General features: G+C 47.3%; 14 protein-coding genes. 3 read left to right on the top strand and 11 right to left on the bottom strand.

Features of this window, described 5'->3' with window-relative positions; translation table 11 throughout:
- Window positions 1-11: 11 nt before the first annotated feature.
- The 3 genes from porW to A3860_RS20620 all read left to right on the top strand — a co-directional run bounded on the left by porW (window position 12) and on the right by A3860_RS20620 (window position 7666).
- On the top strand, window positions 12-3167 hold the full coding sequence (gene porW / locus A3860_RS20630) for a type IX secretion system periplasmic lipoprotein PorW/SprE (RefSeq protein ID WP_081149238.1): 3156 nt from the start codon (window positions 12-14) through the stop codon (window positions 3165-3167).
- A 148-nt stretch (window positions 3168-3315) separates the two neighbouring features.
- Window positions 3316-5712 carry a penicillin-binding protein 1A gene (locus A3860_RS20625; RefSeq protein ID WP_081149235.1) on the top strand — a complete coding sequence of 799 codons (2397 nt, stop codon included), beginning with the start codon at window positions 3316-3318 and terminating at the stop codon, window positions 5710-5712.
- 844 nt (window positions 5713-6556) lie between these two features.
- Window positions 6557-7666: a DUF2911 domain-containing protein gene (locus A3860_RS20620; protein WP_081149232.1), complete on the top strand. Its 1110-nt coding sequence runs from the start codon at window positions 6557-6559 to the stop codon at window positions 7664-7666.
- A gap of 116 nt (window positions 7667-7782) precedes the next feature.
- Here A3860_RS20620 and A3860_RS20615 read toward each other — a convergent pair whose 3' ends face one another.
- The 11 genes from A3860_RS20615 to A3860_RS20565 form a co-directional block, all read right to left on the bottom strand.
- A complete protein-coding gene (locus A3860_RS20615) occupies window positions 7783-8871 on the bottom strand; it encodes a TlpA disulfide reductase family protein (protein WP_158085314.1) in 1089 nt (362 codons plus the stop codon).
- 1 nt (window position 8872) lies between these two features.
- On the bottom strand, window positions 8873-9475 hold the full coding sequence (gene hisIE / locus A3860_RS20610) for a bifunctional phosphoribosyl-AMP cyclohydrolase/phosphoribosyl-ATP diphosphatase HisIE (protein WP_081149227.1): 603 nt from the start codon (window positions 9473-9475) through the stop codon (window positions 8873-8875).
- Between the two features lie 81 nt (window positions 9476-9556).
- Complete coding sequence (locus A3860_RS20605; RefSeq protein WP_081149225.1) at window positions 9557-9742, bottom strand: hypothetical protein; 186 nt, start codon at window positions 9740-9742, stop codon at window positions 9557-9559.
- A gap of 4 nt (window positions 9743-9746) precedes the next feature.
- A complete protein-coding gene (gene hisF, locus A3860_RS20600; RefSeq protein WP_081149222.1) occupies window positions 9747-10505 on the bottom strand; it encodes an imidazole glycerol phosphate synthase subunit HisF in 759 nt (252 codons plus the stop codon).
- A gap of 156 nt (window positions 10506-10661) precedes the next feature.
- The gene (gene hisA / locus A3860_RS20595; protein ID WP_081149220.1) at window positions 10662-11798 is read right to left on the bottom strand and encodes a 1-(5-phosphoribosyl)-5-[(5-phosphoribosylamino)methylideneamino]imidazole-4-carboxamide isomerase; all 1137 of its coding nucleotides are present in this window, start codon (window positions 11796-11798) and stop codon (window positions 10662-10664) included.
- A 1-nt stretch (window position 11799) separates the two neighbouring features.
- The gene (gene hisH / locus A3860_RS20590; protein WP_081149218.1) at window positions 11800-12402 is read right to left on the bottom strand and encodes an imidazole glycerol phosphate synthase subunit HisH; all 603 of its coding nucleotides are present in this window, start codon (window positions 12400-12402) and stop codon (window positions 11800-11802) included.
- 12 nt (window positions 12403-12414) lie between these two features.
- Window positions 12415-13185 carry a tryptophan synthase subunit alpha gene (gene trpA / locus A3860_RS20585; protein WP_081149215.1) on the bottom strand — a complete coding sequence of 257 codons (771 nt, stop codon included), beginning with the start codon at window positions 13183-13185 and terminating at the stop codon, window positions 12415-12417.
- Between the two features lie 84 nt (window positions 13186-13269).
- Window positions 13270-14514, bottom strand: coding sequence for a tryptophan synthase subunit beta (trpB, locus tag A3860_RS20580; protein ID WP_081149212.1), 1245 nt, complete (start codon window positions 14512-14514; stop codon window positions 13270-13272).
- Window positions 14515-14534: 20 nt separating this feature from the next.
- On the bottom strand, window positions 14535-15254 hold the full coding sequence (locus A3860_RS20575) for a CTP synthase C-terminal region-related (seleno)protein (protein WP_081149211.1): 720 nt from the start codon (window positions 15252-15254) through the stop codon (window positions 14535-14537).
- 26 nt (window positions 15255-15280) lie between these two features.
- Window positions 15281-15799: a GNAT family N-acetyltransferase gene (locus A3860_RS20570; RefSeq protein ID WP_081149208.1), complete on the bottom strand. Its 519-nt coding sequence runs from the start codon at window positions 15797-15799 to the stop codon at window positions 15281-15283.
- A 10-nt stretch (window positions 15800-15809) separates the two neighbouring features.
- Window positions 15810-16448 (bottom strand): phosphoribosylanthranilate isomerase, encoded by a 639-nt coding sequence (locus A3860_RS20565; RefSeq protein WP_081149205.1) that lies wholly within the window; start codon window positions 16446-16448, stop codon window positions 15810-15812.
- Window positions 16449-16486: the final 38 nt, after the last annotated feature.

The raw sequence follows: 16486 nt of genomic DNA, 5'->3' as shown, positions 1-16486 counted from the left end.
ATTCAAAGGATTTGACGAGGATACTTGCATTACTTATTGTTTTAATAATTTGGCTGCCGAAATTATCCGCTCAGCCCACGCTTTCTTTTGACCTCAAAAAGCCGCAAAAATTCGAGAACCGCAAGCTCCCTTCCGAAAAAACTGAAGACCGCAAAAACCACCTCTGGCGCCGCTTTACACAGAACGGCACCACCAAATTCAACTATCATTACAACGCTTATAAAAAGCTGGCCGAAGTGATCGCCCGCGCCAAAGCGCAGCATAAAGACGATTACGCCCGCCTGCTTTCTTTTTATAACTACAGCCTTGATGTAACCGCAAAAGACAAAATTGAACTCGATTCGGTTATTTACAAGTCCAATGCAGCCATTCTGCTGCACGACCTCCGCAACACCTGGGTCGATAATATGTATATGCTAATGGGCGAAGCCTATTATTTCAAGAAGGTGCTCGATTCGGCCTATTACACATTTCAATACCTCAACTACGCATTTGCGCCCAAGGAAAAAGACGGTTATGATAAACCGATCGGTTCCAATGCCAATGCCGATGAAGGCGGCAGTGTTTTCTCCATTTCAAGCAAAGAGAAAACCGATGTGCTGCATAAAATATGGGCCCGTCCGCCCAGCCGTAATGAATCGTTCATTTGGCAAATAAGGACCTTCCTGGCAAATGATGAACTGCCCGAAGCAGCCGGCTTAATTGAAACGCTGAAACACGATCCGCTGTTCCCGGCCCGCTTAACAAGCGACCTGCGCGAAATGCAGGCCTGGTGGTTCTACAAACAACAGATATATGACAGCGCCGCAATATATCTGGAAGAAGCCCTGCCCAATGCCGAAAACCGCGAAGAAACAGCGCGGTGGCTATACCTGATAGGCCAGTTATACGAACGTGCCGGCAATTCAACCGATGCGGCCCGGTTCTTTGAAAAAGCCGTAAGCCATACATTGAACCCGGTGCTGGAAGTGTACGCCCGCCTCAACGCCATTCGCCAGCACAAAGGCGACGATAAAGTAATTCAGGAGAACATAAAAGAGCTGGTGAAAATGGCGCGGAAAGACCGCTACCTGGCCTACCGCGATATCATTTATTATGCAGCCGCCGAAATGGAACTGGAACGGAATAATATCGCCGGCGCCAAAGCGCTGTTGATAAAAGCAACCACAAACCCCGGCGAAGATCCTTCGGTTCGTTCCAAAGCATTCTTATTGCTGGGCGACCTGTGTTTTAAAGAAAAAAATTACCCCGACGCCAAACGCTTTTACGATAGCATTACCAATATCAACCCCGACCTGGTTGACCTTACTTCATTTAATAAATTAAAAGCAGCGCTCGCGAAGATCGTAGTGTATCAAAACGCCATTAACCGGGAAGACAGCCTGCAACGCATTGCCGCCATGCCCGAAGCAGAGCGCGATGCCTATATTAAAAAGCTGGTAAAGCAATTACGTAAGAAACAGGGGCTTAAAGAAGAAAATAATGGAGAGGTCTCCGGCGGGCCCTTATCGTTCAATGATAACAGTGGGCCCAGCGATTTGTTCGGCAACAACGCAAAAGGCGACTGGTATTTTTATAATGCTACCCTCAAGGGAAAGGGCTATACTGAATTCAAAGGCACCTGGGGCAACCGGCCCAATGTTGATAACTGGCAGCGGATGTCGGCCGTAAAACAGGGACCGGCAATAGCCAACAATATGGATGAAGGAAAAGCTACAGGCAGCGATGTGCCTGCAGGCCCCATCTCCTATGAAGAATTACTAAAAACGGTTCCGCTTACCCCGGCGCAGATCAATACCTCGAACGATTCAATTGAAAAAGCCCAATTCAACCTGGGTAAAGCCTACCTGGAAGGACTGGAAGATTACACTTCCACCATCAATACGCTGGAAGCCTTCCTTACCCGTTTCCCCGATAGCAAAAACCGGCCCGAGGCCCTGTTCCTGCTGGCCTATTGCTATACAAAAACCGGTGATCTGGCCAAAGCCACTGCTGCGCAGAATGAGCTGAAGACGAAATACCCGGGTACCAATTTCGAAAAGATCGTATCGAACCCCAATGGCATTTCGCCCGACAGTACGGCAAAGCTCGATATGACCCGCCGGTACGACAACATCTATAATTTATTCATTGAAGGCAATTTTGAGGAAGCGCAGGCGCAAAAGAAAATTGCCGATAGCCTGTACAACAAGAATTACTGGACACCGCAGCTGCTGTATATTCAGTCGGTTTACTATATCAGGCAACGCGAAGACGATTCTGCCAAAAAAACCTTGCAGCAAATCGTTATCCTGTTCCCGAAATCGCCCATGGCCGACAAAGCGCGCGCATTGATCGATGTATTGGGCCGCCGCAAGCAAATTGAAGATTACCTCACGAACCTGAAGATAGAACGCCCGGCCGAGGACAGCACCGCCGAGCCAACAGGCATTGTTCCCCCGCCAACAGTGGTAGTGGTGCAACAACCGCCTGCAACGGTACAGCCCACGCAACAACCCGCGCCGGTTACCGCAGCTAAACCACAGCAACCGCCGGCCACAACTGTGCCCAAACCACAGCAGCCCCCGGCAAATGTGCCTAAAGCACAGGATTCAGCCAGGGCCAATAAGCCCGTTGTGGCTAAGACCAATACGCCCGATACGGCCAAAACCAATAAGCCCGATGTGGCTAAAACCGATAAACCGGTAACACCGGCTGCCAAACAACCGGTTACCCAGCTGCCGCCGCCCCCGCCGGTGATAAAAGATTCGGTGAAGGCGAAAGTAGAAGCGCCCAAACCGCTGGTGTTGGCCAATAATGCAGAATTACCGCATTATGTGGTCATTGTGCTCGATAAGGTAGACCCTGTGTATGTGAACGAAGCCCGCAATGCGTTCACCCGCTATAACCGGGAACAAAATTCAACCAAGGGGTATGCAGTCAATAACCAAACGGTGAGCGATGACATTAAACTGGTGTTGATAGGCACCTTCCCCAATGCCAATGAGGCCATTTCGTACATCGATAAAGCCCGCAAACTGGCAGCCAGCGACATCATACCCTGGCTTCCGGCCGCCAAATATTCCTTTATCATCGCCACCGACTACAACCTGCAGGTGTTGACGAATACGAAGGACGTTAATGCATTCAAAAAGTTCCTGCAGCAGAATTACCCCGGTAAGTTCTAATAAAGTTCTAATAATCAGGCCCCAAAGGGGAAAACCGAAATAATTAAGAATACTTTCGTAGCCCTATTTAGTTTTATCGGCCATAAAGCATGATTTTTGCAACTCGTAAAATCCCGGCTCCAATTCCCGGTTTTCAAAACGCCCAACTATGACGCGCGCCATTAAAATATTCTGGAAAATCTTTTTGATCGGTTTCCTGGTAGTTGTTCTGTTCATCACCCTCATAAGCTTTGGCTTGTTTGGAAAAATGCCTTCATTAGCCCAGTTGGAAAATCCTTCCATTACCCTGGCTACCGAGGTATATGGTGATGATGGCACCATGCTGGGGAAATACTATAAAGAAAAAGGCAACCGCAGTTTTGTTCAGTATAAAGACATTTCGCCCCATGTGGTTGACGCGCTGGTGGCCACTGAAGACGAACGGTTTTACGATCACTCGGGCATCGATGGTAAATCACTGGCCCGCGCCATTTTCTTTATGGGGAAGGAAGGCGGCGGTAGTACCATTACACAACAGCTCGCGCTCAATATGTTCGATGAAAGGGCCGATAACAAGTTCGCCCGTTTAATTCAGAAATTAAAAGAGAACATCATTGCCGTTAAGCTGGAACGGAATTTCACCAAACAGGAAATACTGGCCCTGTACCTGAACACCGTTTCATTCAGCGATAACGTATATGGCATTCGCAATGCAGCACGCACTTTCTTCTCAAAAGAACCCGACCGCCTGAATGTGGAAGAAGCCGCCGTACTGATCGGGATGCTGAAAGCCACCGGCACTTATAATCCCCGCACCAATTACAAATCATCTTTTGAACGCCGCAATACCGTGCTCGATCAAATGATGCGTAATGATAAGATCAATCAGGAAGATGGCGCTAAACTGAAAAAAGAACCTATTCGCCTCAACTATAAAAAGCTTAACGAGAACAATGGTATTGCCCCTTACTTTCTGGATGTAATAAGGGATGATGTAAAAAAATGGTGTGCCGAACATAAAAAACAGGATGGCGAAAATTACGACATCTACGAAGATGGCCTGCATGTATATACCACCATTAACCCGCGCATGCAGCTGTATGCCGAAGAAGCAGTGGCCAAACACCTGCCGGTATTGCAACGCGTTCTGGCGGCCCAAAGAAGTTTAAAAACTGATGCCGTTTGGAAAGGACACGAGAATGTGCTGGAAAGCAATATGCGTAATTCTGATCGCTGGCGCAACCTCAAGGCCGAAGGTTTGAGCGATGATGAGATCAGAAAATCGTTCAAACAAAAAGTGCACATGAAAGTATTTGCGTGGAATAATAAGCGCGAGAAAGATACCATTATGTCGCCGCTCGATTCCATCAAATACCACCGCGAAATGCTGCAGACTGCCTTTATGGTCACCGATCCTATGAGCGGACAGGTAAAGGCCTGGGTGGGCGGTATTGATTTCAAGAACTACAAATTCGATCATGCCAACCTGAAAACAAAACGGCAGGTTGGTTCTTCCATAAAACCATTTTTGTATTCGCTGGCCGTAGATGAATACGGCTTTACACCCGAAACACAGTGCGAAGCGGTGCAGCAATACTTCCCTAAAGTCAGAGGCTGGGTGCCTGCAAAACCCAACCCCAAAGTATCGGGTACACGCACCATGGCTACCGGTTTGGCCTATTCTATAAATGAAGTAGCCGCTTACATTATTAAGCAAACCACGCCCGAACGGTTTGCCGAATTCCTGCACCAGATCAATATACCAACAAAGGTTCCACCCTACCCTTCCATTAGTTTGGGATCCTGTGAGCTGTCGTTATACGAAATGATGTGGGGCTACAGCATGTTCCCCACAGGCGGGTTCAGCATAAAACCTATTTATATCACCCGTATTGAAGACAAGAATGGCAATGTGCTTCAACGTTTTGATACAGACCGCAAGGAAGTGATAAGCCAGGCTTCGGCCTATACCATGGCCCGCATGATGCAGGGCCCGGTTGATTATGGTACCGCAGCCGGTTTACGCGGCCGCTTAGGCGTTGCCGAAATGGGCGGAAAAACAGGTACTACCAACGATAATTCAGACGCCTGGTTCTTTGGCTTTACACCGCAACTGCTCGCCGGCGTTTGGATCGGTTGCGACGACCGGTTCATCCGTTTGGAAAGCGGCCTGGGTTATGGTGGCGCTGCCGCCCGGCCCATTTGGGAATACTTCTTTACCAAAGCCTTTGCCGATAATTCGCTGGGCCTCGACAAACAGGCCAAATTTGTACGGCCCGAAAGCCTGCGGAACGATCAGTTTTACGACATGGGCAATTATATTGATCATACGCCACCACCCGGTGCCGAAGGAGAAGACGTAGGCAATGGGGCTGCCGATGCCTATTTGGGCAAGCCTGATACCCAGAACATTCCAACCGAATCTAAAGAAGCAATGGAAGAACAAAAGGTGTTGAAAGAAGCCACCAACAGCAGGAACCAGCTTCCCAAAGATTCTATACTGCCCGATGAACAGAAGAAAAAGAAAGGTTTCTTCAGAAGGCTTTTTGGAAAGAAAGATGACTAAATAATAGGTACCAGTTACCGGGTTCCGGATACCGGGCAAAAATTCGGAGAGCCCGATTGCAATTAGAGAGTTCGACATTTAAGGCCTGGTAACAGGTACCAGTTACCGGGTTCCGGATACCGGGCAAAAATTCGGAGAGCCCGATTGCAATTAGAGAGTTCGACATTTAAGGCCTGGTAACAGGTACCAGTTACCGGGTTCCGGATACCGGGCAAAAATTCGGAGAGCCCGATTGCAATTAGAGAGTTCGACATTTAAGGCCTGGTAACAGGTACCAGTTACCGGGTTCCGGATACCGGGCAAAAATTCGGAGAGCCCGATTGCAATTAGAGAGTTCGACATTTAAGGCCTGGTAACAGGTACCAGTTACCGGGTTCCGGATACCGGGCAAAAATTCGGAGAGCCCGATTGCAATTAGAGAGTTCGACATTTAAGGCCTGGTAACAGGTACCAGTTACCGGGTTCCGGATACCGGGCAAAAATTCGGAGAGCCCGATTGCAATTAGAGAGTTCGACATTTAAGGCCTGGTAACAGGTACCAGTTACCGGGTTCCGGATACCGGGCAAAAATTCGGAGAGCCCGATTGCAATTAGAGAGTTCGACATTTAAGGCCTGGTAACAGGTACCAGTTACTGGGTTCCGGTTACCAGGCAAAAAATTCGGAGAGCCCGATTGCAAACAGCAATTCGACATTAAAGGTCTGGTAACAGGTACCCGGCAACCGGTAACTGATAACCGGTAACCGCCTCTTATAACCTTCTACCCCCGCCCTTTTACAACACATATAATATTAGGTCAGTGGCTTTGAAATAGTACGTAGATTATATTTCAAAACTACCTGACATGAAAAAGACCTTGCTTGCTTGCATAGCATTTACCTGCTGTATCGCTTCTTACTCGCAATTAATGACCCCGCCGAATGGTGGTAACAAAAAGGCCATGGTGGGCGAACGGATCGGTATCACCGATGTCACCATTAATTACGACCGGCCGGCCGTAAAAGGCCGTGAAGGAAAGATCTGGGGCGACCTTATACAAAAGGGCTTTAACGATCTTGGGTTTGGTACCAGCAAAGCCGCACCCTGGCGGGCGGGCGCCAACGAAAACACGACCATTGAATTTTCGACCCCGGTAAGCATTGAGGGGCAAGCCCTGCCTGCCGGTAAATACGGTTTCTTTATTGCTTACGATCCTCAGGAATGCATTGTTATCTTCTCGAAGAACTCCACTTCCTGGGGCAGTTTTTATTATGATCCCAAAGAAGATGCGTTGCGGGTTAAAGTAAAACCCCAACCGCTCGATAAAAGCGTGGAATGGTTAACGTATGCGTTCACTGATGAAACCAATACCGGCGCCACCGTTGCATTAACGTGGGAAAAACTGAAGATCCCTTTTAAAGTAGAAACGGATTATAACAATCTGCAGTTGGAAAGCTTCCGCCGGGAGCTGCGCAGTGATAAGGCTTTTAACCCCGGCTGGCAAAGCTTTAACCAGGCAGCTCAATTCTGCCTGCAGAACAATATCAATCTCGAAGAAGGGATGAAATGGGCCGATGATGCCATTAATTTACAATTTATAGGGGAGAAGAATTTTGTAACGTTGAGCACCAAGGCCGGTTTCTTAAAAAAGCTCAACCGGGATGCCGAAGCAGAAGCCCTCATGAAGGAAGCATTGCCAATGGGAACGGTACAACAGCTGCATGCCTATGCCCGTCAACTATTGCAACAGAAAAAGAGTAAGGAAGCGTTTGAGGTGTTCAAACTCAACTTCGATAAGAACCCGAATGAGTTCACTACCCAGGTAGGTATGGCCCGTGGTTACTCAGCTATAGGTGATTATAAAAAGGCATTGGGTTTTGCCCAGAAAGCCCTTACCCAGGCGCCTGATAATGGCAATAAGACCAATGTGGAGAAGATGATAAAGACGTTGCAGGAGGGGAAAGATGTAAACTAATACCCCAAATACCTGATACATATTAAAAGGCCGCCTGCGAGCAGACGGCCTTTTAATATTTTCTATGGAATCCTACTAATCTTAATTACTCCACCTTCAGGGGGCCTGGGGGTGAACTACTTACATCCCAGCAACTCACACAACTTGGCATCCAGGTCGGCGCCACGGAGGTTCTTACCTACGATTTTTCCATTGGGATCAATGAGGAAATTCTGCGGAATGCTTTCGATCTTATATTTCCGGGCCACTTCATTGCTCCAGAATTTAAGGTCGCTTACCTGTGTCCAGGTAAGTCTGTCATCGTTTATAGCCTGGATCCACGACTCGCGGGCCTTGTCGAGCGATACACCCAGCACGGTGAAGTTCTTGTCTTTAAACTTGTTATACGCGGTTACCACATTCGGGTTTTCCATGCGGCAGGGCCGGCACCAGCTTGCCCAAAAATCAACCAGTACGTATTTGCCTCTGAAAGAGTTTAATGAAACCGGTTTACCGGTAGTATCGGTTTGGGTAAATTCAATGGCGTCGCTGCCAATGGACCCTATTTTGCCCTCGGCTATGCTCTGTTGTAAAATTTTACCATAAAAACCCTTTTGACCGGCCGGGCTCAGCATATTAAACCGCTTTTCCAGCGTAATGGGGTCCTGTTCCAGCTCGCGGGTAACCACCAGCAGGAAGGGAGTTACCGGGGATGCCTTTTTCTCAGCCACATATTTGTCAATAGCCACTACAATTTCGTCATAAACCTTTTTAGAGGCAGCTATCAATGAATCATCGGCCTGGCCATTCGGCTTGCTGTACATTTTCTGATTCAGCCCGGTGAGCGTTTGAAACAGTGGATTGAATATTTTCTGGAACGCTACAAAGTCATTGTTCACCACAGAACCTTTAACGTCGAACTGCTGCACATTATCGATATTGCCTTTTATGGTTATGTTCTCATTACCAATAAACAATACCGATTTCTTGCCGGCCACATCAAAATTCAGCTGATGCAGATTGGGTTCTGCCACGCTTCCTTTCAACACAAATGTGCCCTTGGTTACCAGGCCTTTAGCCAGGGTATCAGTAGGTTTGTTGAGATCAACCAATGTTACCCGGGAATTCTCGGCCAAACCGGTGATCGTACCAGTAATAACAAATCCCTTTTGCTGCGCCATCACCGCAACAGGTAGTAAGAAAAGTCCTGCTATCAGCTTCTTCATATTACTTTTTATTGGAGTGCCGGTTTTGTAATACGCCGACCACTTGTTGCAAATTATAACCTTTTGCGTTAAGTAATACCAAATAGTGGAAAAGCAGATCGGCAGCCTCATTTAAGAAAAGGCCCTCGTTATTATCCTTGGCCTCTATTACCAGTTCCACCGCTTCTTCACCCACTTTTTGGGCTATTTTATTGATGCCTTTATTAAAAAGCTGGCGTACATATGATTTTTCGTCTTCGCTCTTTTTACGTAACTCAATGATATCCTGCAAGTAATACAAAAAGTCTTCTGAATGGTTGCGTTCGCTCCAGCAGGTATCGGCGCCAGTATGGCAGGTAGGGCCCAGCGGTTGGGCTTTTATAAGCAGGGTATCGTTGTCGCAGTCAGACAGGATCTCTTTTACCAGCAAATGGTTGCCGCTCTCCTCGCCTTTTGTCCACAGCCGGTTTTTACTGCGGCTAAAGAAAGTCACTTTACCCTCAGACATCGTTTTCTTCAGGGCCTCTTCGTTCATAAAACCCATCATCAGTACTTTATGGGTCACAAAGTCCTGGATAATGGCCGGCACCAGGCCGTCGCTGTATTTTTTAAAATCAACTTTCATGATCGTTAATTGAGTGGTCAATGCTATTTTGTACCCGGCTGCAGTGCTACTATTTTGCTTCGGTTGTGCCTGTCCCGTACATTAGCCGGGATCATTCACTTCACCGCTCTGTTCGCTACTGTGCTTTTTTTTCGCCTCAAAAAATTGCTGTAATTGTTCTTCCCTTCTTTCCCGCCAGTGCTCCCGCCGCTCGTCGCGCTTGCGTTGTATATACCGGTTAAAGTATATAAATATCAACAGGGCGATGATGGCTACTACAAATACCATAGGGTTATAATCTTACGGCAATCTGTTTATCGTGCAAATATCCCTTTAATTCGGGAATTGCGATTTCTTTAAAGTGAAATATGCTGGCGGCCAGGGCGGCATCGGCCTGCGCCTGTTCAAATACGTCAACAAAATGTTGCATGGTACCGCCACCACCCGATGCTATCACTGGTACCGGTAGCTGCGTTGCCAGCCTGCGGGTAATATCGAGGGCAAAACCCTGTTTGGTACCATCGTGGTTCATGGAGGTCAACAATATTTCACCCGCGCCAAGGTCAACACCCTGTTTTGCCCAATCGAAACAACGGGCTTCGGTTTTGGTGCGGCCACCATTCAGGTACACATACCATTCGCCATCTTCTTCCTGCCTGGTATCAATGGCCAGTACCACGCACTGACTGCCGAATTCTTTCGACAGGTCCTGTATCAATTGTGGATTCTTAAATGCAGCGGTATTTACGGAGATCTTATCGGCTCCGTTCTGCAGCAAGGCGCTTACATCATCAACACTGCTGATGCCGCCGCCCACCGTGAAAGGAATATTGATGTGGTGTGCAATACGGTTCACCAGTTCGCGCAACGTCTTCCGCTTCTCAACCGTAGCGGTTATATCAAGGAACACCAGTTCATCGGCCCCCTGTTGTGCATACAATGCACCCAGTTCAACCGGGTCACCGGCATCACGAAGATTAACGAAATTGGTCCCCTTCACCGTACGGCCATCTTTTATATCCAGACAGGGGATGATTCTTTTACATAACATTATTATACTTTTTTTACTGAGTCTTCAGTGGTCAATGTACTTTATCGAAAGCTAAGTGTAACAAATTTCTGATTTCGCGATTTTGAGATTGAAATACCGGTATTAGTCTGAAACAAATGAAATCTCTAAATCACTAAATCAGAAATCTCTAAATCGCTACTTGCTGAATACCTTCAGGTCATCTAAGGATATTCGATTCTCATAGATCGCCTTTCCTACAATGGCGCCACTGCAACCAATAGCGTCCAAACTCTCCAGGTCGTTCAGGGAGCTTACACCGCCGCTGGCAATGAAATGTAACGAAGGAAAACGTTCAATGATCTTTTTATACAGCTCAACCGACGGACCGGCCAGCAAACCGTCTTTACTTACATCGGTGCAAAACACCTGTTGCACGCCATGGTCAACATACTTTTGCAGAAAATCATAAATCGAAATATTGGTCGTCTCGAGCCAGCCGCCTACAGTGATCTTCTCCTCTTTTACATCGGCGCCCAGCAGGAACTTTTCGGCCCCAAATTGCAACAGCCATTTTACAAACTCCTCTTCATTCTTTACGGCCAGGCTGCCAATGGTGGCCAATGCTGCGCCTGAATCAAATACAATATTTACATCCTTTTCAGTTTTAATGCCGCCGCCAAAATCAATGACCAGCGAAGTTTTGCCGGCAATGGCCTCCAGCACTTTCCAGTTCTTTACAGCGCCTGCTTTGGCACCATCCAGGTCAACCAGGTGCAGGCGTTTGAGGCCTGCATCTTCAAATTCTTTGGCCACTTCCAACGGATGCTCATTGTATATTTTCTTTTGTTCGTAATCGCCCTGCGTCAGCCGCACGCATTTTCCATCAATAATATCAATAGCCGGAATGATCTGCATATGCTTTGATTGCAATAATTGTTTTTCCATTTTTATAAAATCAAGCCCCCATTTCTGCCAGGTTTTTCCCACCGCCTGCATACCGAATTTTTTATAAATACCGGTAGCAGTTAACCGGGCATTGCACCAGATGCTTATTTTTTTATTGGCATGGGCCCAATCCATTACATGTTTCAGCAAGGTAGTTCCATATCCTTTGCCCTGGTGACTGGTTCGGGTGGCAAACTTTCTGAACTGTATGGCGCCATCCTTATCGAACAGCGAGATCACTGAAACCAGTTCTCCGCCATCATACAATCCCCAGTGTAAACCCCGCTCATCATCTTCCAGCTGAACGAACGAAATACTTTCCTGCGGGTACATTACCGCCTGGCGCATGGCCCACACTTCGGTTAAAGGAACAGGTTGTATTATCATTTTACAGGCTCAAAAAGTTCTTCAATATCTGTTCTCCTGCTTTGGCGCTTTTTTCGGGGTGGAACTGGGCGCCATAAAAATTATTTTTATGCAGGGCCGCGCTATAAGGTTGTATATAATCTGCTGTTGCAATGGTGTGTTCGCCCAATGCAGCATAATACCCATGTACGAAATAGCAATAACTGTTTTCGGGCAATTCACTGAACAGTGCTGACTTCAGATTGAAGATATTATTCCAGCCGATCTGTGGCACTTTAATGCCCTTCCCATTCTCTCCCGCAGGCGGGGCAAACTGCTTTACCTGCTCTTCGAAGATCCCCAAACAGGTAGTATCGTTCTCTTCACTATGAGCACACATCAACTGCATGCCCAGGCAAATACCCAGCACGGGTTGCTGCAGGTTTTTTATTACGGTATCCAGTTTGTGTTCTTTCAGGTACCGCATGGCGCTGCTGGCCTCTCCTACTCCGGGGAAGATCACTTTACCGGCGCTTTGGATCTTTTCGTAGTCATCGGTAACAAGCGCACTCACCCCAATGCGTTCCAGCGCATACAGTACCGACTGAATATTACCTGCATTGTATTTTATAATTACCAGGTCCATTATTTATATATCTCAGCTTTTAATATCAGTTATAAACTTTTTGGTTGCCCCTTCCACATCAGCAGTATTTTCAATTGCTTTTATGAATGCGGTGCCAATAATGGCTCCATTCGCATGCTCACATGCCTGTTGAAAGGTAGGCTTGTCCTTGATGCCAAAGCCAACCAGTACCGGATTTTTGAGTTTCATATTCTGCAAACGCTGCAGAAAATCGTTCACGGCGTTCATATCCTTGTCTTTCCCCGTGGTAGAAGAAGAAGAAACCGCGTACAGGAAACCGGTGCTTAAACTATCGAGTTTGCGGATGCGTTCCTCAGAAGTTTCAGGTGTTACCAGGAAAATAAAGTTCAGGCCATAACGCTGTATAATGGGGCCGTACTCTGTTTCAAATTCATACTCTGGCAGGTCAGGTAAAATAAGTCCATCAATGGGCGCATCGGCCGCATGCTGACAAAACTTTTCAAACCCATATTGTAAAACAGGGTTCATATAACCCATTAAGATAACCGGTACATACACCTGCTGGCGAAAACCTCTTAACTGTTCAAACAGGGTTGCGATGGTCATGCCATTGGCCAGTGCTTTGGTGCTGCTTGCCTGTATCACGGGGCCATCGGCCAGCGGATCGCTGTAGGGCATTCCCAGCTCTATCATATCTACCCCGCTATCCTGCAATGCTTTCATTACCGGCACCGTGCTTTCCAGTTGCGGAAAGCCGGCCGTACAGTATACGTTTAATATGTTACCCTTCTTCTGGTTGAATAACTCCTGAATTCGATTCATTCTAGTTTCAAGTTACAAGTTACAGGTTTCAGGTTCCAGGTCGCAGATCCCTTGTAACCTGGAACCTGTAACCTGCAACCTCATTTATTTCATTTCCATAGCTTTCATATACGTAGCCATGTCTTTATCACCTCTTCCGCTTAAACAAACCACTACTACCGAATCTTTGGTGAACAGCGCTTTTGGCGGTATGGGCGCTTCTGATTGTTTGGGTTTTTCCGGGTTCAGGAATTCGAGGCTGGCCAGTGCATGAGAGCTTTCCAGCGCCGGAATAATACCTTCCTGTTTGGCCAGGTTAAAAGCAGCCTGCAGGGCCTGTTCATCGGTAGCGCTCAAAAAGACGCCCCGGCCCGAATCATATAAATGCGCATGCAGGGGACCTATACCGGGGTAATCCAAACCGGCTGAAATGCTGTGCGGTTCCACCACCTGTCCGTCTTCGGTTTGCATCACCAGGCTCTTGCTGCCATGTAATACACCCGGTTTACCTAACTGGGTGGTAGCAGCGCTAAGCCCGCTGTGTACGCCATGGCCCGATGCTTCAACAGCGACCAATTGTACTGAAGGCTCTTCGAGGAAATGATAAAAAGCACCGGCTGCATTGCTTCCGCCCCCCACACAGGCCAGTACATGCGTTGGTAATTCACTGCCGGTTTTTTCTTTTAACTGCCACCGTATTTCTTCACTGATCACGCTTTGAAAACGGGCTACCATATCGGGATAGGGATGCGGCCCCACCACACTGCCAATGATGTAATGCGTGTCGACGGGGTTATTGATCCAGTCGCGGATGGCTTCATTGGTGGCGTCTTTCAGGGTTTTACTGCCGCTGGTGGCGGGGATTACCGTGGCACCCAGCATTTTCATACGGGCCACATTGGGCGCCTGGCGCTCAATGTCCTTTTCGCCCATATATACAATACACTCCACACCTTTCAACGCACATACGGTAGCGGTAGCCACGCCGTGTTGTCCGGCACCGGTTTCGGCAATGATCCGTTTTTTGCCCAACCGCTCGGCCAGCAATATTTGCCCGATAGTATTATTCACTTTATGCGCGCCCGTATGGCACAGGTCTTCGCGTTTCAGGTATATTGTTGTGCCGTACTGTTTGCTCAGGCGTTGCGCCAGGTACAAGGGCGTTGGCCGGCCGGCATAATCGTGTAACAGGGACCTGAATTCTTTCTGGAAAGCAGGATCGTAAATAATATCAAGGTATTTCGATCGCAGTTCTTCCACATTGCGGTGCAGCATTTCGGGAATGAATGCGCCACCGAACTTTCCATAATACCCCTGTGCATTGGGTTGCTGATATGTTGTTGTCGTCATTTGTAAAATTGTTTAGCTGCTTACGCCCTAACCCCTTCTTCTTTGTACTGTTCCATGGCTTTAAGCAGTGCTATTAAAATCGGATGCGGTTTTTCATAATTTGAATTCACCTGCGGAACAAAAAGCGTGGCCACATAAAAAGGGTGGCCTTTCAGCTCCATGATCCGCGCTTCATTATGTTTATCACTGGCTACCATGGCAAAACCGGCTTTATGGATCTGTTCCTGGTATTCGGGGTTCAATCCGAAATTGCAATAATAATTTTCAGTGATCGTATTGGTATTAAAAATGGAATATACCAATGAATCTTTTTCTATTATTTCAATATCGAGTTGCTGGCCCTTCAGCGAACAGCTCAACGGGTTTATTACCAGGCGTGATGCGTACGGATTTGATTCTGCATGCTCTGCATCGGTTATACCCAGTACATTACGGGCAAACTCGATGATCATATGCTGAAACCCACCGCAGGTGCCTAATACAGGTAGCTGGTGCGTTCGTGCGTATTCAATGATCTTCAATACACCCGACATGCTTTTATACGGGCTACCGGGTGCTATCAGTAATCCCTGGTACGAATGAATGATGGTCTCAAATTCGGGTTCAATGCGGTCGGTTGCTACCCATTCGTACTGAAAAGCTTTGCCAAACCGGCTGGCGGCGTGATCAAATGCTTCGTTGTTGGCAATATGCGTAGCATTCGAAGCAACAAAATCACCCATGATGCCTAATTTTATCATAGTATGCCGTTTAATTGCCTGTTATTCTACTCTTCAACCGGTTGCTGCGGTGTTTTCAGCAGCAACTGCATAAAGGTAAGATCGAGCCAGCGGCCAAATTTGTAACCCACCTGTTTAAACCGGGCTACTTCAGCAAAACCCAGGCTCCGGTGCAGCATGATGCTGGCTTCATTGGTAGCATCGATGCCCGCGATAATGGTATGCATGTTCAATTGTTCTGCAGCCCGGATCAGGGGCGCGATCAATTTTTTTCCAATACCCTTGCCGCGTTGATCAGCTGCGACATATACTGAATTTTCAACAGAATATTTATACGCCGCCCAGGCACGAAAGGGGCCTATTGAACTAAATCCTACTATACGGCCATCCTCTTCTGCTACAAATACCGGAAAGCCCTGCTCCTGTTTGGTACGCCACCACTGGCGCCGCATTTCCATCGTATGCGGTTTATAATCGTATACAGCCGTCGTATTTACAATAACGTCGTTGTATATTTCCAGCATGGCTTCCAGATCTGTTTCAAGGGCCGTTCGTATCTGTATCATAGCATAAAATTTAATAGCGGCTGTTCAACCTGGTCACAAACTCCTTCACCTTTGCCATATCCTTTATACCCGGACCGATCTCAAATTTGCTGTTGATATCTACCGAGAACAAGGCTTTGCCGATCGGCAGTTTGGCAAATTCATTCAGTTGGTCTTCATCGCCCGGTTCAATACCACCGCTCAGGAAAAAAGGTTTACCAATGGAAGCGTCTTTCAGCATATTCCAGTTGAACTTTTTACCGGTACCACCGTATCCTGCTCCCATTGTATCGAACATGAACATATCACATACATCCATATACGGTTTTACCATCCATTCAATATTATCATTCTCACTGATCCTGAACGCTTTTACTACCGATACATAATCGGCGATCTTTTCACAATACTTCGGGGTTTCATCGCCATGTAACTGTACCATGTGCAGGCGGCATTCATCAACCATGTGCAACACTTCTTCAATAGAAGCATTTACAAAAACGCCCACTTTGTTGATGCCGTTCTCTTTCCTGATCTGGCTGGTGGTAAGGCCTTTGAAAACATAGCGCGGACTTTTTGGATAAAAAATAAATCCGGCAAAGGTGACGCCCAAACCGCCGAGTTGTTCCAGCTGTTCAGGTAATGTCATACCGCAAACTTTTACTCGCATAGCGTTGTCAGATTTTTAAGTGTTAGGGTTTTGGCCAT

It is taken from the genome of Niastella vici (assembly GCF_002077945.1).
Classification (GTDB): domain Bacteria; phylum Bacteroidota; class Bacteroidia; order Chitinophagales; family Chitinophagaceae; genus Niastella; species Niastella vici.
The sequence above is the reverse complement of the archived record's forward strand: the minus strand, read 5'-3'. Positions and strand labels throughout refer to the sequence as shown.

Bases quoted from the DNA above. Each gene is read 5' to 3' on its own strand.
- A3860_RS20625 (WP_081149235.1), top strand. From the start codon at position 3,316: ATGACGCGCGCCATTAAAATATTCTGGAAAATCTTTTTGATCGGTTTC.
- A3860_RS20620 (WP_081149232.1), top strand. From the start codon at position 6,557: ATGAAAAAGACCTTGCTTGCTTGCATAGCATTTACCTGCTGTATCGCT.
- A3860_RS20615 (WP_158085314.1), bottom strand. From the start codon at position 8,871: ATGAAGAAGCTGATAGCAGGACTTTTCTTACTACCTGTTGCGGTGATG.
- hisIE (WP_081149227.1), bottom strand. From the start codon at position 9,475: ATGAAAGTTGATTTTAAAAAATACAGCGACGGCCTGGTGCCGGCCATT.
- A3860_RS20605 (WP_081149225.1), bottom strand. From the start codon at position 9,742: ATGGTATTTGTAGTAGCCATCATCGCCCTGTTGATATTTATATACTTT.
- hisF (WP_081149222.1), bottom strand. From the start codon at position 10,505: ATGTTATGTAAAAGAATCATCCCCTGTCTGGATATAAAAGATGGCCGT.
- hisA (WP_081149220.1), bottom strand. From the start codon at position 11,798: ATGATAATACAACCTGTTCCTTTAACCGAAGTGTGGGCCATGCGCCAG.
- hisH (WP_081149218.1), bottom strand. From the start codon at position 12,402: ATGGACCTGGTAATTATAAAATACAATGCAGGTAATATTCAGTCGGTA.
- trpA (WP_081149215.1), bottom strand. From the start codon at position 13,185: ATGAATCGAATTCAGGAGTTATTCAACCAGAAGAAGGGTAACATATTA.
- trpB (WP_081149212.1), bottom strand. From the start codon at position 14,514: ATGACGACAACAACATATCAGCAACCCAATGCACAGGGGTATTATGGA.
- A3860_RS20575 (WP_081149211.1), bottom strand. From the start codon at position 15,254: ATGATAAAATTAGGCATCATGGGTGATTTTGTTGCTTCGAATGCTACG.
- A3860_RS20570 (WP_081149208.1), bottom strand. From the start codon at position 15,799: ATGATACAGATACGAACGGCCCTTGAAACAGATCTGGAAGCCATGCTG.
- A3860_RS20565 (WP_081149205.1), bottom strand. From the start codon at position 16,448: ATGCGAGTAAAAGTTTGCGGTATGACATTACCTGAACAGCTGGAACAA.